The sequence below is a fragment of the Streptomyces sp. NPDC047886 genome (genome assembly GCF_043204435.1).
In the GTDB taxonomy this organism is placed as follows: domain Bacteria; phylum Actinomycetota; class Actinomycetes; order Streptomycetales; family Streptomycetaceae; genus Streptomyces.
The window spans coordinates 52575-73304 of sequence record NZ_JBIDCF010000013.1 but is presented as its reverse complement, the minus strand read 5'-3'; the positions used below and the strand labels follow the sequence as shown (position 1 = coordinate 73304).

The 20730-nt window shown below is 72.2% G+C and carries 18 protein-coding genes and 1 riboswitch; of the genes, 13 read left to right on the top strand and 5 right to left on the bottom strand.

Annotated features, from left to right (window positions below; all coding sequences use genetic code 11):
* Nucleotides 1-9: 9 nt before the first annotated feature.
* Together ACGF5U_RS29590 and ACGF5U_RS29585 are read right to left on the bottom strand one after the other, a co-directional pair.
* On the bottom strand, nucleotides 10-777 hold the full coding sequence (locus tag ACGF5U_RS29590) for an SDR family oxidoreductase (RefSeq protein ID WP_392717594.1): 768 nt from the start codon (nucleotides 775-777) through the stop codon (nucleotides 10-12).
* Between the two features lie 224 nt (nucleotides 778-1001).
* On the bottom strand, nucleotides 1002-3365 hold the full coding sequence (locus ACGF5U_RS29585) for a chitinase C-terminal domain-containing protein (protein ID WP_392717592.1): 2364 nt from the start codon (nucleotides 3363-3365) through the stop codon (nucleotides 1002-1004).
* Between the two features lie 259 nt (nucleotides 3366-3624).
* Nucleotides 3625-3755, top strand: a riboswitch (FMN riboswitch).
* A 163-nt stretch (nucleotides 3756-3918) separates the two neighbouring features.
* On the opposite strand from ACGF5U_RS29585, the gene ribD reads away from it, so the two are divergent.
* The 10 genes from ribD to ACGF5U_RS29535 all read left to right on the top strand — a co-directional run bounded on the left by ribD (nucleotide 3919) and on the right by ACGF5U_RS29535 (nucleotide 12524).
* Entirely contained in the window at nucleotides 3919-5040 is a 1122-nt protein-coding gene (ribD, locus tag ACGF5U_RS29580; RefSeq protein ID WP_392717590.1) for a bifunctional diaminohydroxyphosphoribosylaminopyrimidine deaminase/5-amino-6-(5-phosphoribosylamino)uracil reductase RibD, read from the top strand.
* Complete coding sequence (locus ACGF5U_RS29575) at nucleotides 5041-5649, top strand: riboflavin synthase (RefSeq protein ID WP_392717588.1); 609 nt, start codon at nucleotides 5041-5043, stop codon at nucleotides 5647-5649.
* Nucleotides 5646-6290, top strand: coding sequence for a nicotinamide riboside transporter PnuC (locus ACGF5U_RS29570; RefSeq protein ID WP_392717586.1), 645 nt, complete (start codon nucleotides 5646-5648; stop codon nucleotides 6288-6290). Before ACGF5U_RS29575 ends, ACGF5U_RS29570 begins: the two co-directional genes overlap by 4 nt.
* Nucleotides 6287-7576, top strand: coding sequence for a bifunctional 3,4-dihydroxy-2-butanone-4-phosphate synthase/GTP cyclohydrolase II (locus ACGF5U_RS29565; RefSeq protein WP_392717584.1), 1290 nt, complete (start codon nucleotides 6287-6289; stop codon nucleotides 7574-7576). Before ACGF5U_RS29570 ends, ACGF5U_RS29565 begins: the two co-directional genes overlap by 4 nt.
* A 95-nt stretch (nucleotides 7577-7671) precedes the next feature.
* Nucleotides 7672-8157 carry a 6,7-dimethyl-8-ribityllumazine synthase gene (ribH, locus tag ACGF5U_RS29560; RefSeq protein ID WP_392717582.1) on the top strand — a complete coding sequence of 162 codons (486 nt, stop codon included), beginning with the start codon at nucleotides 7672-7674 and terminating at the stop codon, nucleotides 8155-8157.
* 35 nt (nucleotides 8158-8192) lie between these two features.
* Entirely contained in the window at nucleotides 8193-8465 is a 273-nt protein-coding gene (locus ACGF5U_RS29555; RefSeq protein WP_031078175.1) for a phosphoribosyl-ATP diphosphatase, read from the top strand.
* A 49-nt stretch (nucleotides 8466-8514) separates the two neighbouring features.
* Nucleotides 8515-9363, top strand: coding sequence for an ATP phosphoribosyltransferase (gene hisG / locus ACGF5U_RS29550; RefSeq protein WP_392717580.1), 849 nt, complete (start codon nucleotides 8515-8517; stop codon nucleotides 9361-9363).
* A 78-nt stretch (nucleotides 9364-9441) separates the two neighbouring features.
* Nucleotides 9442-9894, top strand: a complete 453-nt coding sequence (locus tag ACGF5U_RS29545; RefSeq protein ID WP_392717578.1) for a PH domain-containing protein — start codon at nucleotides 9442-9444, stop codon at nucleotides 9892-9894.
* A 228-nt stretch (nucleotides 9895-10122) separates the two neighbouring features.
* Nucleotides 10123-11454 (top strand): hemolysin family protein, encoded by a 1332-nt coding sequence (locus ACGF5U_RS29540; protein ID WP_392717576.1) that lies wholly within the window; start codon nucleotides 10123-10125, stop codon nucleotides 11452-11454.
* Nucleotides 11451-12524 carry a hemolysin family protein gene (locus ACGF5U_RS29535; RefSeq protein ID WP_392717574.1) on the top strand — a complete coding sequence of 358 codons (1074 nt, stop codon included), beginning with the start codon at nucleotides 11451-11453 and terminating at the stop codon, nucleotides 12522-12524. Before ACGF5U_RS29540 ends, ACGF5U_RS29535 begins: the two co-directional genes overlap by 4 nt.
* A gap of 410 nt (nucleotides 12525-12934) precedes the next feature.
* Here ACGF5U_RS29535 and ACGF5U_RS29530 read toward each other — a convergent pair whose 3' ends face one another.
* Together ACGF5U_RS29530 and ACGF5U_RS29525 are read right to left on the bottom strand one after the other, a co-directional pair.
* Nucleotides 12935-15091, bottom strand: coding sequence for an AAA family ATPase (locus ACGF5U_RS29530; protein ID WP_392717572.1), 2157 nt, complete (start codon nucleotides 15089-15091; stop codon nucleotides 12935-12937).
* Nucleotides 15092-15530: 439 nt separating this feature from the next.
* Nucleotides 15531-16139: a uridine kinase gene (locus ACGF5U_RS29525; RefSeq protein WP_392717569.1), complete on the bottom strand. Its 609-nt coding sequence runs from the start codon at nucleotides 16137-16139 to the stop codon at nucleotides 15531-15533.
* A gap of 246 nt (nucleotides 16140-16385) precedes the next feature.
* Between ACGF5U_RS29525 and ACGF5U_RS29520 the strand changes: the two genes are divergently transcribed.
* From ACGF5U_RS29520 to ACGF5U_RS29510, 3 genes are all read left to right on the top strand, one after another.
* On the top strand, nucleotides 16386-17810 hold the full coding sequence (locus ACGF5U_RS29520) for a peptidase C39 family protein (RefSeq protein ID WP_392717567.1): 1425 nt from the start codon (nucleotides 16386-16388) through the stop codon (nucleotides 17808-17810).
* A gap of 305 nt (nucleotides 17811-18115) precedes the next feature.
* Nucleotides 18116-18262: an SCO1431 family membrane protein gene (locus tag ACGF5U_RS29515; RefSeq protein ID WP_392717565.1), complete on the top strand. Its 147-nt coding sequence runs from the start codon at nucleotides 18116-18118 to the stop codon at nucleotides 18260-18262.
* 219 nt (nucleotides 18263-18481) lie between these two features.
* On the top strand, nucleotides 18482-19654 hold the full coding sequence (locus ACGF5U_RS29510; RefSeq protein WP_392717563.1) for an acyl-CoA dehydrogenase family protein: 1173 nt from the start codon (nucleotides 18482-18484) through the stop codon (nucleotides 19652-19654).
* 591 nt (nucleotides 19655-20245) lie between these two features.
* Here ACGF5U_RS29510 and ACGF5U_RS29505 read toward each other — a convergent pair.
* Complete coding sequence (locus tag ACGF5U_RS29505) at nucleotides 20246-20611, bottom strand: hypothetical protein (protein ID WP_392717561.1); 366 nt, start codon at nucleotides 20609-20611, stop codon at nucleotides 20246-20248.
* Between the last annotated feature and the right edge of the window lie 119 nt (nucleotides 20612-20730).

Sequence of the window (20730 nt, the reverse complement as noted above, 5' to 3'; positions counted from 1 at the left end):
GGCCCTGGTTCAGCGGCGAGCGCCGCCCTCGCCCCGGCCGTCCGCCGACCGGCGCGTGAGGAACTCCTCGAACGTCACCGTGCCGACGGCACGCTCAGGGGCCAGATGGCCGCCCGCCCGGAAGCCGCGGTAGGCCTTCCCGAACAGCGGGACGCCCACCACCGGCCGCCGCCTGCCGGTCGCCCGCAGATACGCCCGCGCCAGGTCGTGGAGCGCCCGCACCTGCGGGCCGCCCATGTCCGGCACCCGCCCCGCGGGTTCCGCCGCGGCGAGCGCGGCCAGCCGCCCGGCGACCTCCGCCACCTCGACCGGCTGGTCGGCGACGCCCGCGGGGACCGGCATGACCGGCAGCCTGGCGCAGCCCTGGAGCAGGGTCAGCACCAGTTCGTGGAACTGCGTCGCGCGCAGCACGGTCCAGCCCAGGCCGGACTCCTCGATCAGCCGCTCCACCGCGAGCTTGGTCCGGTAGTAGCCGAGCGGCACCCGGTCCACGCCGACGATCGAGATGTAGACGACATGGGCGACGCCCGCCCCGCGCGCCGCCTCGATCAGATTGCGGGCGGCCCGCTCGTCGCCGCCCCGTGGCGAGCTGGCGCAGTGCACCACCGTGTCGACGCCTGCGACCGCCGCGTCCAGGCCGGTGCCCTGGATCAGGTCGACGGCGTACTCGCCGCTCCGGCGGCTCAGGACCCGTACCTCGTGGCCTTCCTCGCGCAGCCGTTCCGTGACGTGTCTGCCGAGCGTGCCGGTCCCGCCGGTCACCAGGATCGTCTTCATGATCCGAGAGTGCCACGAGCCGCGCGGGCGGTACGCACGGACCCGGCGGGAACGCCGGGGAGGCACACGGATCCGGCGTTCCCGCCGGGGAGGCACACGGATCCGGCGTTCCCGCCGGGGAAGCACACGGATCCGGAGCGGGAACGCACCGGAGGGCGGACGTGCGGAGCCCCGGCGGCGGGCAAGGGCCGTTCTGTCCGCCGCCGGGTCCCGTCCCTACCAGGTCAGCAGGCGCCGAGGTCCTGCCAGACACCCCACTCGCCGGTGGTTCCGGGCGCCTCGCCCTTCGTCCACCACTTCGCCTTCCAGGTGCGGGACGCGTGGGAGACCGTGGTACCGCCGCCGTACGCGACCGCCGCGTCCCACGCGGGTGCGGCGCACGCGCCCGGGGTCGGGGTGGGGGTCGGGGTGGGCGTCGGGTTCGTCGGGTCGGGGCTCGGCGACGGGGTCGTACCCGTGCCGGGGTCGACCACGGTCGTACCGCGTGCCAGGTCACCGGCGAGGGCGTAGGTCTTCCCTCCGAAGCCCACCGTCCAGTTCGACGGCGTCGAGACCGGCAGGTAGTACACGAAGTCCAGCTCGACCGATGCGCCCGGCGCCAGCGTCTGCCAGGCCGGCAGCTTCAGCGACACCCGGTGGTAGTCGCCCTTCAGCCCGCCGACGTTGCCGCCGGTGTGGTCGCTGCGCACGATCGTCGTGCCGAAGCCCGACTGGTCCTTGGCGTTGGCCGGCGCGGAGGTCGCGTAGTCGAACTGGAACTCCGTGCCGCCGGGCAGCGTCGCCTTCGTGTTGTTGGTGATCTTCAGCTTGGGGCTGATCGGGTAGTTGGAGTCGCCGAGCGGGAACTGCCCGAAGTCCACGGCCACGTCGATGGCCTGGGACGGCAGTTTCGTGGTGGCCCGCTTCGCGCCGTACGGAGACGCCGACTTGAAGGCGTCGTACATGGTGGTGGTGAGCGTGTCGCCCATCTCGTACTGGCCCTTGGCCGCGTTCCAGTCGTAGTCGCCCGCGAGCTCCCACACCATCGTGCCGCCGATGCCGCGGTCCACCACGTAGTCGGCCTTCGCCTTCACCGACTGCTCGTCCTCGGTGGACAGGAACACCTTCTTCTGGGCGTTCCACAGCCACGGCGCGACCAGCGTGGAGTCGTACTTCCGGGCGTAGGTGCCGGTCAGCGTGGTGGACGCCGGGAAGCCGTACCGCGTGACGTAGTCGCCGACGACGCCCTTCTCCAGGTTCTTGGCGTGCCACATCGGGTTGGAGCCCGCCGGGGACTCCTTGCCGTTGTCGTCCTTGTCGTGCCACAGGTTGTCGATGCCGACCGCGCCGTCACCGCACTTGGTCAGTCCGGCGCCGGCCGGGCAGGTGGTCGTGGCCGCCTTGCCCCACAGTCCGTCGGTGCCGCCCTGCACGTTCTTGAAGCCGCGCGTGTAGTAGGGCAGGCCGATGTTGATGCGGCCGGCCGGCATCGAACCGCGGAAGTAGTGGTACGCCCAGTCGGTGTTGAGGTAGCCGATGCCGCCGTACTGCGACGTGGTGTAGACGCCGGCGCTCGCCAGCTCCGCGTCCTTGCCGTCGTCGAACAGCGAGGCGTTGGGGCCGACGTACTCGTTCCAGGCGCCGTGCAGGTCGTACGACATGATGTTGACGTAGTCCAGGTACTTCTGCTGCTGGTAGGTCTCCATGCCGCGCAGCAGATAGCCGGAGGACGGCGCGGCGACGGTGAGCAGGTAGTGCTTGCCGTCGGACGCGCCGGCGCGGTCCAGCTTCTCGCGCAGCGTCTTCATCAGCGCCGAGTACCCCTTGACGAGGCCGGCGCGGCGGGCGTTGGAGAGCTGCCAGTCGAGCGGGTTGCCCGCGTCCTTCATCGTCGTCGGGTACTCGTAGTCGATGTCGACGCCGTTGAAGCCGTACGTGCGGATGAACCGCACCGCCGAGTCGGCGAACGTGTTGATGCCCGCCTGGTTGACCGAGCCGTCCGCGTGGGTGGCCATCGAGTAGAAGCCGCCCGAGGCCACCCGGTCGCCGTTGTCGTCGAAGTAGCCGCCGGTCTCGGCCCAGCCGCCGACGGAGATCAGCGTCTTGACGTCCGGGTGCTGCTTCTTGAACTTGTTGAGCAGGTTGAAGTGGCCCTTGTAGGGCAGGGCCGGGTCCATCTCGGCACCCGCCACGCCCGGCCAGGTCATGCCGGTGGCGGCGTTCGCGGCGGTGTTCGCGCCGACCGAGATCCTGTTGGCCGCGTCCACGTGCGCGAAGGCGTAGTTGATGTGGGTGACCTTGTCCCACGGGATGTCGGATGCGAGGTAGGCGGGCGTGCCGTCCTTCCCGGTGCGCCAGCCGGTGAAGTAGCCGATGACCCGCCGCTGGTGGTCGGCGCCCATCTTCTCGCGGCCCTCGGTGTCGTAGACGGAGCAGTACGGAACGTCGACACCGGGGGTCTGGTACAGCCCGTCGGGGCGACAGGCCTCGTTGTCGGCGGCGTACGAGACGCCGCCGGACAGGGAACTGAGCAGCAGTCCGGCGATGGTGGCGCCGGACGCGAGCAGACCGACTCTGGTCGATGCTCTCGCGCGGGGGGTTGACGGCACGGTCGGTTCCTCCTGGGAGGTCGGGACTCACACAGCAAACGGCTACTGACAACTGGCAGGGGTTCGGCTCGTGTTGGGCCCGGGTGTGCGCACACCGGTGGGCCGACTCCGCGGAGGTGACGCAGAGATTAAGTGGACTAGACCAAAGCGTCAATAGGTCTGGACCAATCACGGGACCTGTGGCCGCTGTGAGTGAGCCCACAGTCGATCACCCGCATGGCCGAGCGGCAGTCGTGGCACACTGGCCCTGTATCAGCAGCAGCGCACTCCGGGGTCGGTGTAATTCCGAACCGGCGGTTACAGTCCGCGACCCGGCTACCTCCAGTAGCCGGTTGACCAGGTGAAATTCCTGGACCGACGGTGAAAGTCCGGATGGGAGGCAGTGCGCGGCGGGCGACACCCCTGGGTGTGCCGGCCGTTTCCGCTGGTCGTCGGCCCCCGCGGCCCCGACCGGCGTATCCGGCGTCCGGCGTTCCCCGTGGTGCCGTACCGCTCAGCTCCTGTCGTCATCGACAGGCCCCGGAGTCCGTGCCCGAAGAGGCAGGAGGACCCGGTGGCCACCACAGCCGACATCGACGCCATGCGCCGAGCCATCGCGCTCGCCGCCCGCGGCCTCGGCTCCACCAGCCCCAACCCGGTCGTCGGGTGCGTCGTCCTCGACGCCTCCGGGCACCAGGTCGGCGCCGGCCACCACGAACGGGCCGGCGGCCCGCACGCCGAGGTGAACGCCCTGCGCGAAGCGGGCGTCCTCGCCCGGGGCGGCACCGCCTACGTCACCCTCGAACCCTGCGACCACACCGGTCGCACCGGCCCCTGCACCCAGGCCCTCATCGAGGCGGGCGTCGCCCGGGTCGTGTACGCCGTCGCCGACCCGAACCCGCAGGCCATGGGCGGCGCCGACACCCTCCGCGCCGCCGGCGTCCAGGTCGAGCGCGGCCTCCTCGCCGACGAGGCCGAAGCCGGCAACGCCGCCTGGCTCACCTCCGTACGCCTCGGCCGCCCCCACGTCCTGTGGAAGTACGCGGCCACCCTCGACGGCCGGGTCGCCGCCGCCGACGGCACCAGCCGCTGGATCAGCTCGGCCGACTCCCGCGCCGACGTCCACCGGCTGCGCGCCCAGGCCGACGCCGTGATCGTCGGCTCCGGCACCGCGCGCACGGACGACCCGCACCTCGCCGTACGCGGCGTCGAAGGCGCCGTCCAGCCGCTGCGGGTCGTGCTGGACACCGAGGCCACCGCCGTGAAGCCCGGCGCCCGCGTCCTGGACGACGCCGCACCCACACTGATCGCCGTCGCCGACGACGCCCGGGGCACCGACCACCTCACGGAAGCCGGAGCCGACGTCGTACGGCTCCCCAGGGCGGCCACCGGACCCGGCCTTTCCGTACCGGCCCTGCTGGCCGACCTCCACCGGCGCGGCATCCGCTCCGTACTCCTCGAAGGCGGCCCGGCACTCGCCGGGGCCTTCGTCGCCGCGGGCGCCGTCGACCGCGTCGTCGGCTACCTCGCCCCCGTCCTCGTCGGCGCGGGCCCCACCGCCCTCGCCGACGCCGGGATCACCACCCTCACCGACGCGCTGCGCCTCCACATCACCGACACCGTCCGCATCGGCCCCGACCTGCGCGTCACGGCCGTCCCCGCCGCCCCCGCCGTCCCCACTCCCAAGGAGAACTGAGTGTTCACCGGAATCGTCGAAGAGCTGGGCGAGGTCACCGCCGTCGAGAACCTCGGCGACGCCTCCCGCTTCCGGCTGCGCGGCCCCGTCGTCACCGAAGGCGCGAAGCACGGCGACTCCATCGCCGTCAACGGCGTCTGCCTCACCGTCGTGGAGACCGAGGCCGGCGAGTTCACCGCCGATGTGATGGCCGAGACGCTCAAGAGGTCCAGCCTCGGCGCCCTCACGGCCGGCTCCCGGGTCAACCTGGAACGCCCGATGGTCGCCGACGGCAGGTTCGGCGGCCACATCGTCCAGGGACACGTCGACGGCACGGGCACCATCGTCTCCCGCGAGCCCTCCGAGAACTGGGAGATCGTCACGGTCTCGCTGCCCGCCGAACTCTCCCGTTACGTCGTCGAGAAGGGCTCCATCACGGTCGACGGCGTCAGCCTCACCGTGGTCGACGCGGCCGCCGACCACTTCAGCGTCAGCCTCATCCCCACCACGCTCGCGCTGACCACGCTCGGCCTCAAGCAGCCCGGCGACCCGGTCAACCTCGAAGTCGACATCATCGCCAAGTACGTCGAGCGGATGCTCGGCACCACGACCGGGGAGACCACCGCGTGAGCGCCGCCGACTGGCTCAACGGGGAGGCGTTCACCGCCTTCGGACAGCACATCATGTGGTCCGACATGATCGGCAACACCATCGGCCTGGCCGCGCTCGCCCTCGGCTGGCGACGCTCCATCTGGACCTGGCCCGCCCAGTTCCTGTCCGGCCTCATCCTCGTCGCCGCCTACGCCTCCGCCCAGCTCAGCGGCGGCGTGGGCAAGCAGCTCCTGGTCATCGGCGTCGCCCTGTGGGGCTGGCGGCAGTGGCACATCGGACGGGGCCAGGCACAGGACGGCTCCATCGCCGTCCGGTTCGCCACCTGGAAGGAGCGCGCCCTGCTGCTCGGCGGCGCGGTCCTCGGCACCCTCGCCGTCGGCGGCCTGTTCACCCTGTACCCGGCGCTCTCCTGGAGCCCGTGGGCCGACGCGTACATCTTCGTCGGCACGCTCGTCGCGATGGTCGCCCAGGCCCGCGGCCTGGTCGAGTTCTGGTTCGCCTGGCTCCTGGTGGACGTGGTCGGCGTCCCGCTCGCCTTCAGCAGCGGCCTCGCCTTCTCCGGCCTCGTGTACGTGATCTACTTCGCCCTCGTCCTGTGGGGCATGCGCGACTGGTGGCTCAGGACGCGCACTCCGGCTCTGGAAGGAGCACCCGCATGACCGCCACGACCGCAGCCCTGACCGTGTGGGACACCACCGACCTCGCGCTCGACCCCGTCGAGCAGGCCATCCGCGACATCGCCGCCGGCCGCCCCGTCGTGGTCGTCGACGACGAGGACCGGGAGAACGAGGGCGACCTCGTCATCGCCGCCGAGAAGGCCACCCCCGAGATCGTCGCCTTCATGATGAGCGAGTGCCGCGGCCTGATCTGCGCCCCCATGGAGGGCGACGAACTCGACCGGCTCCAGCTCCCGCAGATGGTGACCGACAACACCGAGTCGATGCAGACCGCGTTCACCGTCTCCGTCGACGCGGGCCCCGCCCACGGCGTCACCACCGGCATCTCCGCGTCCGACCGCGCCACCACCCTCCAGCTCCTGGCGAGCGGCGACGCCGAGCCCTCCGACCTCGTACGCCCCGGCCACGTCTTCCCGCTGCGCGCCCGGCCCGGCGGCGTCCTCGTCCGCAACGGCCACACCGAGGCCGCCGTCGACCTGGCACGGCTCGCCGGACTCCGCCCGGCAGGCGCCATCGTCGAGATCGCCGGCGAGGACGGCGTGATGCTGCGCCTGCCCGAACTCGTCCCGTTCGCCCGGAAGCACGGCCTGACGATCATCTCGATCGAGGACCTCATCGCGTACCGCCGCCGCTCCGAGCCCACGGTCCGCCGCGAGGCCGAGGTCAGGCTCCCCACCGCGCACGGCGAGTTCACGGCGTACGGCTACCGTTCCACCGTCGACGGCGTCGAGCACGTCGCGCTCGTCCACGGCGACATCGGCGACGGCGACGACGTCCTCGTCCGCATGCACTCCGAGTGCCTCACCGGCGATGTCTTCCACTCGCTGCGCTGCGACTGCGGCCCCCAACTGCACGCCGCCATGGACCGGATCACGGAGGCGGGACGCGGAGTCGTCGTCTACCTCCGCGGACACGAGGGCCGGGGCATCGGCCTGCTCTCCAAGCTCCGCGCGTACGAACTCCAGGAGCGCGGCCGCGACACCCTGGACGCCAACCTGGAGCTCGGCCTGCCCGCCGACGCCCGCGACTACGCCGCCGGCGCGCAGATGCTCGCCGACCTGGGCGTGCGCGGCGTACGGGTCATGACCAACAACCCGGACAAGACCACCGCCCTGGAGGAGCACGGCCTGACCGTGACCGGCCGGGAGCCCATGCCCGTGCAGGCGGGCGAGCACAACCTGCGGTACCTGCGCACCAAGCGCGACCGGATGGGTCACGAGCTGCCGTGGCTGGACGCCCCGGCGGCGTCCGCGGGCACCCCCCGATAGACACACCCGAACAAGGCAACCGACCCCCACCCCACCACCCCCACCCCACCCACCACCCCCACACCCACCCACCAGCAAGAGGCACGAGGAGAGACGTGAGCGGCAAGGGCGCACCCGAACTGAGCGTGAAGAACTGCGGCGACCTCCGGGTCGCCGTGATCGCGGCGCAGTGGCACGAGAAGGTCATGGACGGCCTCGTCAACGGCGCCCTGCGCGCCCTGCGCGAGCTCGGCATCGACGAGCCGACCGTCCTGCGCGTGCCCGGCAGCTTCGAGCTGCCCGTGGTCGCCAAGGTCCTCGCGGGCCGCGGCTACGACGCCATCGTGGCGCTCGGCGTCGTCATCCGCGGCGGTACGCCCCACTTCGACTACGTGTGCCAGGGCGTCACCCAGGGCCTGGTCCAGGTCTCACTCGACACCGGCGTCCCGGTCGGCTTCGGCGTGCTGACCTGCGACACCGAGGAGCAGGCCCTCGACCGAGCGGGCCTGGAGGGCTCCAACGAGGACAAGGGGCACGAGGCCGTCACCGCCGCCGTCGCCACCGCGGCCACGCTGCGCACCGTCAGCGAACCCTGGCGCTGAGTGCCCACCCGGGACCCCGTACTCTTAGGACCATCATGGCGAACAAAACCTTCGAAGAGCTCTTCGCCGAGCTCGAGCTCAAGGCCAAGACCGGCGACCCCGCCACCTCCCGCACCGCCGAGCTGGTGGACAAGGGCGTCCATGCCATCGGCAAGAAGGTCGTCGAGGAGGCCGCCGAAGTCTGGATGGCCGCCGAGTACGAGGGCAAGGAAGCCGCCGCCGAGGAGATCTCCCAGCTGCTGTACCACGTCCAGGTGATGATGGTCGCGCGCGGGATCTCCCTCGACGACGTCTACGCCCACCTCTGATCCCACCCTCCCCACCCGCACCACCTCCGAAGCAAAGGAAGCCCACCCCATGCTGCGCATCGCCGTCCCCAACAAGGGTTCACTGTCCGGACCTGCGTCGGCGATGCTCCATGAGGCCGGCTACCAGCAGCGCAAGGAGTCCAAAGAGCTGGTGATGGTCGACCCGGAGAACGAGGTCGAGTTCTTCTACCTCCGCCCCCGCGACATCGCCATCTACGTCAGCTCCGGCAAGCTCGACATCGGCATCACCGGCCGTGACCTGCTGCTGGACTCCGGCGCCAACGCCGAGGAGATCCTCCAGCTCGGCTTCGCCCGCTCCACCTTCCGGTACGCGACGAAGCCCGGCACCGCGAGCGGCCCCGCCGAGTTCGGCGGGATGACGATCGCCACCTCCTACGAGGGAATCGTCGCCAAGCACCTCGCCGACCAGGGCATCGACGCCTCCGTCGTCCACCTCGACGGCGCGGTCGAGACCGCCATCGAGCTCGGCGTGGCCCAGATCATCGCCGACGTCGTGGAGACCGGCACCTCCCTGCGCAACGCCGGTCTGGAGGTCGTCGGCGACCCGATCCTCACCTCCGAGGCCGTCGTCATCCGGCGCACCGGCGCCCCCTCCGACGACCCGAAGGTGCAGCAGTTCCTCCGCCGCCTCCAGGGCGTCCTGGTGGCCCGCAGCTACGTGATGATGGACTACGACTGCCGCGCCGAGCACCTGGAGCAGGCCGTCGCCCTCACCCCGGGCCTGGAGTCCCCGACGGTCTCCCCGCTGCACAACGAGGGCTGGGTCGCCGTCCGGGCCATGGTCCCCGCGAAGGAGGCGCAGCGGATCATGGACGATCTGTACGCGCTGGGCGCCCGCGCCATCCTGACCACGGAGATCCACGCCTGCCGCCTCTGACGGCCCCCGCCGGACGGGCCCCGGCCGGGGCCTTCCGGCGGCCCCCGAAGCCCGCCGAAGCACCGAAGGCCACCGCACATGTCTGATGTCCAGCCCCCCGCCCTCCCGGTCACGTTCCGCCCGAACCGCACCCGGGCGGTCCTGCTGACCATCGGCGCGCTCATGTTCGCCGTCATCACGGCCGTCGCCCTGATGCTGGAGAACCTCGGCGCGGGGGAGCGTGCCAGTTTCCTCTTCACCGCGCTGCTCTTCTTCGGTGTCCTCGCCCTGCTGAGCCGCCCCAAGGTCGTCGCCGACGACGGCGGCGTCACCGTCGTCAACCTCACCCGGACCCGCCGTCTGGCATGGGCGGAGATCCTGCGGGTCAACCTGCGCCCCGGCGACCCCTGGGTGTTCCTCGACCTGAGCGACGGCACCAGCCTGCCCGCCCTCGGCATCCAGCCCGGCATCGGCAAGGAACAGGCCATCCGGGACGCCCGCGCCCTGCGTGCCCTCGCCGAGACGCGCGGCACCGGCTCCGAGGCGCGCTGACCGCCGTACGGCTGGGCCCGTGGTCCCCCGTACGGTGCCGCACCCTGCCCTGTCCGGCCGTGCCGTGATTACTCTTGGCTCGGCGGCGCGAGCGCGCCCCGCCCCGCGCACCCGGCGAGCGTCTCGGCCGGCGGGGCACCTGCGACCCGAGGAGTGACTCCCTCCAGCAATGGACGGACCGTCCGGTAGTACCCGCGCCGCCCCCTTCGCACCCGAGGAGGCGGCGGCATGACCCTCCCCCTCCTGCTGCTCGCCGCGGCATTCCTCCTGATCCTCGCCAACGGCTTCTTCGTGGCGGCCGAGTTCGGCCTCGTCACCGTGGAGAAGGCGGACGCCGAACGCGCCGCCGCCGAAGGCGACCGACGGGCCCGTACCGTCGTGAAGTCCCTGCGCGAGCTGTCCTTCCAGCTGTCCGGGACCCAGCTCGGCATCACCATCACCTCGCTCGTCGTCGGCATGCTCGCGCAGCCCGCGCTGGCACGGCTCCTCGACGGACCGCTGACCGCCGTCGGGCTCCCCGCCGGCGCCGTACCGTCCGTCGCCGTCGTGATAGGCATGCTGGCCGCGTCCGCCGTGCAGATGGTGATCGGCGAACTCGTCCCTAAGAACTGGGCGGTGTCCCGCCCGCTCCAGGTGGCCCGTTTCGTGGCCGGCCCGCAGCATGTCTTCGCGACCCTCTTCCGTCCGGTGATCACGCTGCTGAACGCGGTGGCGAACCGCCTGGTGTGCCTCTTCGGAGTAGAGCCCACCGAGGAGCTGGCCTCCGCCCGCACCCCCGGCGAACTGGTCTCGCTCGTCCGGCACTCGGCCCGCGCCGGTGCCCTGGAACAGGACACGGCCGATCTCTTCGTCCGTACGATCTCCCTCGGCGGACTCACCGCCCAGCATGTGATGACCCCCCGAGTGAAGGTCAGCGCCCTCCAGTCGGACGCGACCGCCGCGGACGTCCTGAACCTCACCCGCGCCACCGGCCTGTCCCGTTTCCCGGTGTACCTCGAGCGCATCGACGAGATCGTCGGCATGGTCCATCTGAAGGACGCCCTGGCGGTCCCCGCACACGAGCGCCTGCGCACCCGGGTGGGCCGGATCGCCGTCCCGCCGCTCCTCGTCCCGGAGACCCTCCCCGCCCAGGCGCTCCTGGAGCGGCTGCGCAGCGAGCAGCCGATCGCCGTCGTCGTGGACGAGTACGGCGGTACGGCCGGCGTGGTCACCCTGGAGGACATCGTGGAGGAACTCGTCGGCGAGGTCCGCGACGAGCACGACGCCGCCGGGGACGACCTGCCCGAGCTCGCCGCCGCCCCCGCCGAGGACGGCCGCCCCGCCTGGGAGGCCGACGGCAGCTGCCGCGTCCACACGCTGCAGCGCATAGGCCTCGACGTACCCGAGGGCCCGTACGAGACCGTCGCCGGGCTCGTCGCGGACCTGCTCGGCCGTATCCCGGCCCCCGGCGACCACGCCGAGCTGCCCGGCTGGCGGCTCTCCGTCCGCCAGGTGAACCGCTACCGCGCGGAACGCGTCCGCCTGGTCCGCACGGCGGACGTCCTGGAGGCAGCCCGGTGAACGCCCTGCAACTGCTCTTCGCAGGACTCCTGGTCCTCGCGAACGGCTTCTTCGTCGGCGCCGAGTTCGCCCTCGTCTCCGTACGCCGCAGCCAGATCGAGCCGATCGGCTCCAAGCGGGCCCGCCAGGTCCTCCACGGGCTGGAGAACCTGCCGCAGATGATGGCCGCCGCCCAGTTCGGCATCACCGTCTGCTCCCTCACCCTCGGCGCGGTCGCGGAACCGACCGTGGCCCGCCTGCTGGAGCCGCTGTTCCACGCCGTCCACATCCCCGAAGGGCTGATCCACCCCCTCGGCTACGTCATCGCGCTCGCCGTGGTCGTCTTCCTCCACCTCGTCGTGGGCGAGATGGTGCCGAAGAACCTCGCCATGGCGGCGCCCGAGCGGACGGCGCTCTGGCTCAGCCCCGGCCTGGTCGCCTTCGCCCGGCTGTGCCGCCCGGTGACGGTGGCGCTGGGCGCGTGCGCGCGGCTGGTCCTGAGAGCCTTCGGGGTGGAGCCCAAGGACGAGGTCGAGGCGGTGTTCACCAGCAGCGAGCTGGGCCGGCTGGTCGAGGTCTCCGGCCAGGCGGGCCTCCTCGACCGCGCCGCCCAGGAACGCCTGGAGGACGCCCTGGAACTGGGCACCCGCCCCGTCCGGGACGTCATGATCCCCCGCACGGCCCTGGTGACGGTGCCCCCCTCGGTCAGCCCGGCCCAGGTCGAGGACCTCACGGTCCGCACGGGCTACTCCCGCTTCCCGATCCGCGCGGAGGGCGGCGGCGCCTTCCTGGGCTTCCTGCACGTCAAGGACGTCCTGGACCTGGAGGACAGCGACAAGGCAGTGCCCCAGCACGTCTGGCGCCCGATGGCGACCCTGCGCGCGGAACTGCCCCTGGACGACGCGCTCACGGTGATGCGCCGCGCGGCGACCCACCTGGCGCAGGTCGCGGACCCCTCCGGCCGCGTGCTGGGCCTGGTGGCGCTGGAGGACGTACTGGAGATGCTGGTAGGCGAGGTCCGGGACCCGGCGCACCGCACGACACCGCACATCACCGCCCCGCGCCCCACCCGAACCGCCCTCACGGCCTGACCACAGCACCACAAGCCAGGTACTCACCCACCAGGAACCCACCCACCCGCCAGGTACTCACCCACCCCCACCAGGAACCCACCCACACCAGGACCCACCCACCCCAGGAACCCACCCCCACCAGGAACCCACCCACACCAGGACCCACCCACCCCAGGAACCCACCCACACCAGGACCCACCCACACCAGGACCCACCCACAAGGCGTTGCTCCACCCTCGCGGTCCCGTCCTCACCCACCGGCCTCTGGGGCGGGGCCGGCGGGAGGGGACGTGGAGGGTCGCCCCCGCAGGGGATGGCGGCGTCGGGTGGGTTCGCTCTTCCGGGGGCCAAGGCCGCCGTCCCCGAGGAGGTGAGCCCGGAACGGCACCGACCCACCCTCGTACCGCGCCCGCCCACCCACCCTCAGGTCAGTACGGCGAGGGCGGGTCCGGCGGACCGGGCCGCTGCGCGGGGCCGCGCCCGGAGAGCACCTCGCCGTACGCCTGCATCAGGTCCGGCAGCCGCAGCGTCGCCAGGTCGTCCCGCGTCGGCGTCCCCGCGTACCCGGACAGCCGCAGATCCCGGTACGCGCACGACTTCTCGTACAGCGTCCGCAGGAACCTGCCGTTCCCGAGCTCGTCGATCCACCCCTGGTCCACCACGTGCCCGCTGATCGACCGCAGCTCGTCCAGCGATTCCTCGTCCCACATGTCCCCGTTGCCGGCCGCCAGCACCTCGCCGATCGCCGTCAGCTCCAGCGGCCGGTACGACGGGAAGTCGACCCGCGTCGTGAACCGGGAGGACAGCCCGGGGTTGGCGGCGAGGAGCCGGTCCATGCCCTCGGGGTAACCCGCGAGGATCACCACCAGATGGTCCCGGTTGTCCTCGGCGCGCTTCAGCAGCACCTGGAGCGCCTCGTCCCCGTACGCGTCGCCCTTGCTGTAGCCCGAGTTTGACAGGGAGTACGCTTCGTCGACGAACAGGACGCCGCCCAGCGCGGAGTCGATGAGTTCGTTGGCCTTCACCGCGGTCTGCCCGAGGAACTCGCCCACGAGGTCGGCCCGCTGCGCCTCCACCAGATGGTCGCCTCCGAGCAGACCCAAGGCGTAGAACACGCGCCCGAGAATGCGGGCGACGGTGGTCTTGCCGGTACCGGAGGGGCCGGAGAAGACAAAGTGACGTTTCGGCGGCTGCACCGGCAGCCCCTGGCTCGCGCGGAGCCGTGCCATCTCCAACTGCGCGGACAGGGCTTTGACCTGTCGCTTCACCGGCTCCAGGCCCACCATGCGCTCCAGCTCCGAGAGGGCTTCGGCGAGCAGCCGCGGGTCCGTGGGGCTCGCCGGGAACGGAGGGGCCACCGGCCGCCCAGGCCCGGCCGCCTTCTCGCGTACGCCGTCGGGCAGGCCGGACGACGACACGCCGCCGACCCCGCCCCCGCCGCCGACCCCGCCCCCGCCGCCGACCCCGCCCCCAGCCCCGACCCCGCCCCCAGCCCCGACCCCGCTTCCAGCCCCGACCCCGCCCCCGCCTCCGGCGCCACCCCCGGCAACCCCCGCCCCGCCCCCGGAAGCCCCGGCTCCGCCCCCGGACCCGACGCCAGCCCCGCCCCCGGACCCGCCGCCCTGCGGGTCGGATCCGTACCGCAGGACGTCACCCGGCAGCGCGGTGTCGGCGGCGTCCGCCGCCTCCGCGCCCGTGTCGCGGCCGTCCCGCCCGTCGACGGTGTCGAGACCGTCCTGCTGCCCGAGGCCCGTCCCGGCTCCGGCCCCGGCGCGGGACACGGCCGCGAGGTCGGCCGCGGCTTCGTCGGAGCCGTCGAAGCCGTCGTATTCGGCGATCGCTGCGAGCCGGGCGGCGGTGTCCATGAAGGCCGGGTCGATGCGGTGCACCGCCCGGTAGAGGGGGAGCGCGGCGGCGCTGCGGCCGGTGCCTTCGTGCGCCCGGGCGAGCCAGTACCGCAGCTCCTTGCGCTGTGGCTGTTCGCTGCGGCAGCGCATCAGCGCGGCGGACAGCAGCGGCTCGGCCTGCCCGTACATCTCCAGCCGGACGCGGGCCATGCCGCCGAAGAGGCCGGCTTCGATGCCGAGGACGGGGTCGTTGACGAGGGGTTCGGTGTGCCGCAGGAGCTGGTCCCAGTCCTTGACGAGGTAGGCACGGCAGGCGTGCAGGAAGCGCACCTGCGGGTCGGTGTCGACGGGGGGAAGATCGGCCAGTGCCCGGTCGAGCTCCGGTACGTGGCGGCCGTCGAGCCAGTGCGAGGCGTGCGCGAGCAGCAGGTCGCGCGGGCTTTCGAGGACGGGCTGGACCCACCAGCCGAGCCAGTACCAGGAGTTCAGCGTGCGCCGGTGGCGGGTCCGCTGTTCGCCGAAGCGGTCCCGGTGGTGGTACATGCGCAACAGCGCGGTGGTCGTGTCGACTCTTAAGGCGTGCAGGCCGAGCCAGCCGTCGGCCATGCCGGGATCGATCCGCACCGCCGCCCGGAACTCTTCCTCGGCCTGCGGATACGCGCCCATCGTGTAGGCGTCCACGCCGCGCAGCCAGGCGAGGTCGGCCGGGGCCTGTGTGCCCTGAGTGCCGGTGTCCATCGGGTCCCCCACAAACCGTGCCCCCGTACCTGTTCCCGCCGGGCGGCCGCCCGCCGGAAGCGTTCCCAATCGCCCTCTCATGAACGGGATTTGACCGCACCGTGGTGCATCGTACCTGCGCAGGGGGGATGCGATTAAGGGCGCCGGAGGCGTTCGAGGGGTGATTCGGGGGTGTCGGGGGCTCTGTGCGGGGCGGGCGCTCGACGGCCGAAAACGGTGACCCACGGTGAGCAACGACCGGGTCGGCGGCGCGGGGAGGGCGAGGCGGGGGGCAGAACGAAGCCCCCGATCACGGGGGAACAACCGGGGGCTTCGCGTCTGCGGCAGCTCCGAAAAGCCGCACATTGAGAACGTAAGACCTGTACGCCCCGTCGGTCAAGCGAAGTTGAGGCACTCTCGGCGGCTGATTTCCGACTGGTCGGTACGATGCGGAACCTGCTTACACCGAGTGACGATCTGGTTTCATGAGGGGTGTCGCAGACGGCCCGGGAAGCCACTCGTACCCCTCCTGGCACTCCCGTACCAGGGCGTGGGCGAACGGACGGGAGGGGTCCTGCGCGAAATGGCGGGTCTCCGCCACTGCCCAGCCGTCCCAGAAGGCGGATTGCCCTGTTCCGTCCCGGTCTCGTCCCCGCGACCAGGACTCCTCGCGCCCCTTGTCCATCCACATCAGCCACGTCAGCCACGGCCGTAGTGCACGCCGGCCCGCACCCACGCCCTCGATGAGGACGACGGGCGCGGGCGGCAGCGGGCGCGCCGGACCGAAGCGGCGCGAAATCCAGTCGTACGGGTGAAACCGAGCCGTCCGGTCATGACTCAGCGGTTCGAGTACCTCGGCCCGCAGCCGGCCCGTCCAGTCGAAGAGCTCGTCGTGCGTCGCGATGTCGTCGAGATGGAGGACGGGGGCACCGCCGAGCGCGTCGGCGAGCCGCGCCGCGAAGGTCGACTTGCCCGACCCCGCGTGGCCGTCGACGGCGACCAGTCGCACGCGGCCGCAGGACGGGGGAAGGGTGCGCAGACGTGCGGCCAGGCGCTCGAGGTCGTCCATACGGCCACCCTACAGAGCCACTGGTCGAGACCAATATTGGTGCGACGACGCGCCCTGTTCGTTGCTGGCGATCGTGACGGCGCACCGGCGATAGTGGCCCAGCACCCACACCACACCACCCCACCTCACCCGACCCACCTCACCCGACCCACCTCACCCCACCGCACCCACCCCCACCACCCGACCCCACCTGACCACCCCACCACACCCCACCCCACCCACCTCGGACTGACGGGGGTCACCGAAATGACCAGCTCCACGCCGCGCAGAACCGTTCTGGCGGCGGCACTCGCCGTCGCGGGCACCGCCGCTTCCTCCGCCCCGGCCGCCGCCTCCACGGCCTCCACCGCACCCTCCGCCTCCACCGCACCCTCCGCCTCCACCGCACCCTCCGCCTCCCCGGCTCCCGGCGAGCGGCGGGGCGGGCACGCGCCCGAGGCCGGCTTCGTGGACAACCGGTTCTGGACCACCTACACCGACTGGCGCTCCGGTACGGCCGCCGGAGCCCGAGCTGTCGCCGGCCGGCGCGCCGGGCTGGTGATCGACGTCCCCGCCGGCCGTGTCGACCACACCGACCCGCACACGGGCGCGACCGCGACCTGGGAGTACGCGACCTGGGTCTCGCCGCACCACACCCCGGCCGTCCCGGCGACGGAGCTCGTCGCGTCCTGGAACGCCGACACGCCGCCCGGCACCTGGATCGCCGTCGAGCTGCGGGGCCGCTACTCGGACGGCACCGAGACCCCCTGGTACGTGCTCGGCCGCTGGGCGGCCGGGGACGGCGACATCCGCCGTACCTCGGTCGACGGCCAGCGCGACGGCAGGAGCAGCGTCTGGACGGACACGTTCTCCATCGACGCCCCGGCGAGCGGGCTGCGCCTGGAGTCGTACCAGCTGCGCCTGAGCCTGTACCGCAGGCCCGGCGGCGGGGTGACGCCGACGGTGTGGCGCGTCGGGGCGATGGCCTCGGACGTCCCCGACCGCTTCACCGTTCCCGCGTCGGAGCCCGGCCCCGGACACGAGCTGATCGTGCCGCGCTACTCCCAGAACACCCACATCGGCCAGTACCCGGAGTACGACAACGGCGGCGAGGCGTGGTGCAGCCCGACCTCATCGCAGATGGTCATCGAGTACTGGGGGCGCCGGCCCACCGCCGCCGACCTGGCCTGGGTGAACCCGGACTTCGCCGACCCGCAGGTCTGCCACGCCGCCCGGTCCACCTACGACCACGCCTACGAGGGCTGCGGCAACTGGCCCTTCAACGCGGCGTACGCCGCCACCTACGACGGCCTGGAGGCCGTCGTCACCCGGCTGCGGTCGCTGACCGAACTGGAGCACCTCGTCCGAGCGGGCATTCCCGCCATCACGTCCCAGTCCTTCCTGAAGGAGGAGCTGACGGGCGCCGGTTACGGCACGGCCGGCCATCTGATGACGGTGATCGGTTTCACCGACGCGGGCGACGTGATCGCCAACGATCCGGCCGCGCCGAGCAACGAGGCCGTCCGCCGGGTCTACCGCCGCCGCGAGTGGGAGAACATCTGGCTCCGGACGAAGCGCCGCGACGCCTCCGGGAAGGTCCTCTCCGGCACCGGCGGCGTCTGCTACCTGTACTGGCCGGTCGAGGCGACCGCCGAGCAGTGCCGTGCCCTGGAGTCCGTCGGCCTCTGCTGACCGGCAGAGCAACCTACCGGGATCCGGTCGGAGAGGTCCGCGGAACCCGCCGGAACCCGCCGGGGACCGCCCGGGGCCCCGGGGGCGTGACGAACGTCTCGTCCCCGGACGCCCTTCTCGCTGGCACTGTGGAACGCACGGGGTTTTTCCGCGGCCCCCCGGACCGCGACCGCACTGCATCGCGGTGCACCGCACTGCACCGCGATGCACCGCACAGCACCGCGACCGCACCGCGATGCGCCGCACCGCGATGCACCGCACCGCGCCGGGGCGTCACCCACCGAGCGACACCAGAGCGAGACGCCATGACGACGACCACCGCAACCGCCACCGCTGCCCGGGTCCGTACCGGAGGCCCCACGGACGACGGCCCGAAGATGCTGGAGCACCTGCTCGGCTGGGTGCTCGTGGTCGTCCTCGCCATGTTCGTCACCCAGATCGGTCTGCTCTGACCCCGCACCGCCGGGCGAAGTGAACGAGCGTTATCGAAGGGTGTCCTTCCTCCAGTGACGCACGCCCGCCGATCGGGCATACTCAAGCCGCCACAGCCGCTGGTCAGCCATTTCCGTGATCCGGAGAGGCAGCATCGGTGAGGCAGTGAGACCCCGGCGGCGCCGCCCAACCCTTCGCGCGCGACCGTCGTAGCGCCCGACAGGGAGGAGAGCGCCGCAATGCCCGACCGCGCCCCGCAGCCGGTGGAACGTCAGCTGCCCACGGAGGAGTCCAGGGATCTGATCGCCCTGGTGCGCGACATCGTCCAGCGCGAGATCGCACCGCGCGCGGCCGAGGAGGAGGACACGGGCCGCTTTCCGCGCGAGATCTTCGGGCTGCTCTCCGAGTCCGGTCTGCTCGGACTTCCGTACGACTCCGCTCTCGGCGGCGGTGACCAGCCGTACGAGGTGTACCTCCAGGTCCTGGAGGAGCTTGCCGCCGCCCGGCTCACCGTGGGCCTCGGCGTCAGCGTCCACTCCCTGGCCTGCCACGCCCTCGCCGGGTTCGGCACCAAGGAGCAGCAGGCGGACCACCTGCCCGCCATGCTCGGCGGCGGGCTGCTCGGCGGGTACTGCCTGTCCGAACCGTCCTCCGGTTCCGACGCCGCGTCGCTGCGCACGAAGGCCGTCCGCGACGGTGACGACTGGGTCATCACCGGCACCAAGGCGTGGATCACGCACGGCGGCATCGCCGACTTCTACACCGTGTTCGCCCGCACCGGCGGCGAGGGCCCGCGCGGCATCACCGCCTTCCTGGTCCCCGGTGACGCCGACGGCCTCTCGGCGGCCGCGCCGGAGAAGAAGATGGGCATGAAGGGCTCGCCCACGGCGCAGCTGCACTTCGACGGCGTACGCGTCCCCGACGCCCGCCGCATCGGTGACGAGGGCCAGGGCTTCACCATCGCCCTGTCGGCCCTGGATTCGGGGCGCCTCGGCATCGCGGCGTGCGCCATCGGTGTCGCCCAGGCCGCCCTGGACGAGGCCGCGTCGTACGCGACAGGCCGGCAGCAGTTCGGCCGTCCCATCGCCGACTTCCAGGGGCTGCGGTTCATGCTGGCCGACATGGCCACGCAGATCGAGGCGGGCCGCTCGCTCTACCTCGCGGCGGCGCGCCTGCGCGACGCCGGTCGCCCGTTCTCGCGCGAGGCGGCGATGGCCAAGCTGTTCTGCACGGACGCGGCGATGAAGGTGACCGTCGACGCGGTACAGGTGCTCGGCGGCTACGGCTACACCGCGGACTTCCCGGTCGAGCGTTACATGCGGGAGGCGAAGGTGCTCCAGATCGTGGAGGGCACCAACCAGATCCAGCGCATGGTCATCGCCCGTCACCTCGTGGGCCCCGAGAGCCGCTGATCTCACCGGGGAGTGCCCATGCCGGGGCCGCCGTGAGCCGGGTCCACTCCTGGTCGCGGCGGCCCGGCAGGGTCCTGCCGCTGTTCGCCCAATGGCGCAGCAGGGCGCGGTAGATGGGCGGATCGGCGGGACGGGGAACCGATTCTTCGTAGGGTCTCGGCACACCCGGCACACCCGGCGTACCCGGCACACCTGGTGCCGCCAGGCCGCCCCGTGCGTAGCCACTCGTCGTGTAGAGCGAGGTCATACCAGGGCAACGCCCGCCGCCGCGAGCGGGTCACCGCCGGGCGCATTCGGGCGCCAGTTCGTGCCCTCCCCCGCGCGCCGCCCCCGCCCCCCGTACGCCCCACACCCGCCCCGCCGCACTCACCCGCGCCGCCCGCACTGGCCGCCGTGCGCCGGGCGGCGCGTCCACCCTCGCTGTCCCTGTCACACCCGCCCCGGCGGGGGATATGCGTCGGCCGTGTCGGCACTCGCGCCGACACGGCCGGGAAGTCGTCGTGAACCGTTCGCGAACCCCTTCGCGAACCCGTTCGTGGAGTGGTCCTGGAATATGGTCGTGATGTCGTCGTCAGGCCGCCGTGGGCCGGCTCAGGCCGCCCGTCGCATCTGCGGCACCTTGATGGGGCGCGAGCCGGGCCCGCCCACGTGCGAGAACGGCTGCGTCCGCCAGTCGAGCCCCTGAGGGAGCGTCAACAGCAGTCCCATGTCCTGCTCCTGGGGCTCCAGGGACTCGTCGGCCGGACGGGCGTCCGACGCCGGGCGGCCCGTACCGCCGCACACCGACAGCACGAACGGGTTCCACGGAGTGGGGCACAGTGCGTGCTCGGGCAGGACGTCCTCGTCCGCGAGCAGCGCGATCGGCTGTGCGCAGTCCGGGCAGACGACCCGGAACATCTCGAAGGTGTCGTAGGTGTCGAGCTCTTCGGTCTCGACGGAATCAACAGGCTCCTGCATGGAGAATCTCCCCCTCAGGCGGGCCGACCAGGCATGCGGCCCCGACCACAGCAAGCAATTCCCTTCCGCCCGGTCGGGTAACCGTCCGGTATCGAACGACCCGGTCGGCAAACCTGTGG

What these genes read in the sequence shown, in the direction of transcription:
- ACGF5U_RS29515 (WP_392717565.1), top strand. Translation starts at nt 18,116, where the DNA reads ATGACGACGACCACCGCAACCGCCACCGCTGCCCGGGTCCGTACCGGA.
- ACGF5U_RS29510 (WP_392717563.1), top strand. Translation starts at nt 18,482, where the DNA reads ATGCCCGACCGCGCCCCGCAGCCGGTGGAACGTCAGCTGCCCACGGAG.
- ACGF5U_RS29555 (WP_031078175.1), top strand. Translation starts at nt 8,193, where the DNA reads ATGGCGAACAAAACCTTCGAAGAGCTCTTCGCCGAGCTCGAGCTCAAG.
- ACGF5U_RS29545 (WP_392717578.1), top strand. Translation starts at nt 9,442, where the DNA reads ATGTCTGATGTCCAGCCCCCCGCCCTCCCGGTCACGTTCCGCCCGAAC.
- ACGF5U_RS29530 (WP_392717572.1), bottom strand. Translation starts at nt 15,091, where the DNA reads ATGGACACCGGCACTCAGGGCACACAGGCCCCGGCCGACCTCGCCTGG.
- ACGF5U_RS29565 (WP_392717584.1), top strand. Translation starts at nt 6,287, where the DNA reads ATGACCGCCACGACCGCAGCCCTGACCGTGTGGGACACCACCGACCTC.
- ACGF5U_RS29590 (WP_392717594.1), bottom strand. Translation starts at nt 777, where the DNA reads ATGAAGACGATCCTGGTGACCGGCGGGACCGGCACGCTCGGCAGACAC.
- ACGF5U_RS29525 (WP_392717569.1), bottom strand. Translation starts at nt 16,139, where the DNA reads ATGGACGACCTCGAGCGCCTGGCCGCACGTCTGCGCACCCTTCCCCCG.
- ACGF5U_RS29505 (WP_392717561.1), bottom strand. Translation starts at nt 20,611, where the DNA reads ATGCAGGAGCCTGTTGATTCCGTCGAGACCGAAGAGCTCGACACCTAC.
- ACGF5U_RS29540 (WP_392717576.1), top strand. Translation starts at nt 10,123, where the DNA reads ATGACCCTCCCCCTCCTGCTGCTCGCCGCGGCATTCCTCCTGATCCTC.
- ACGF5U_RS29520 (WP_392717567.1), top strand. Translation starts at nt 16,386, where the DNA reads ATGACCAGCTCCACGCCGCGCAGAACCGTTCTGGCGGCGGCACTCGCC.
- hisG (WP_392717580.1), top strand. Translation starts at nt 8,515, where the DNA reads ATGCTGCGCATCGCCGTCCCCAACAAGGGTTCACTGTCCGGACCTGCG.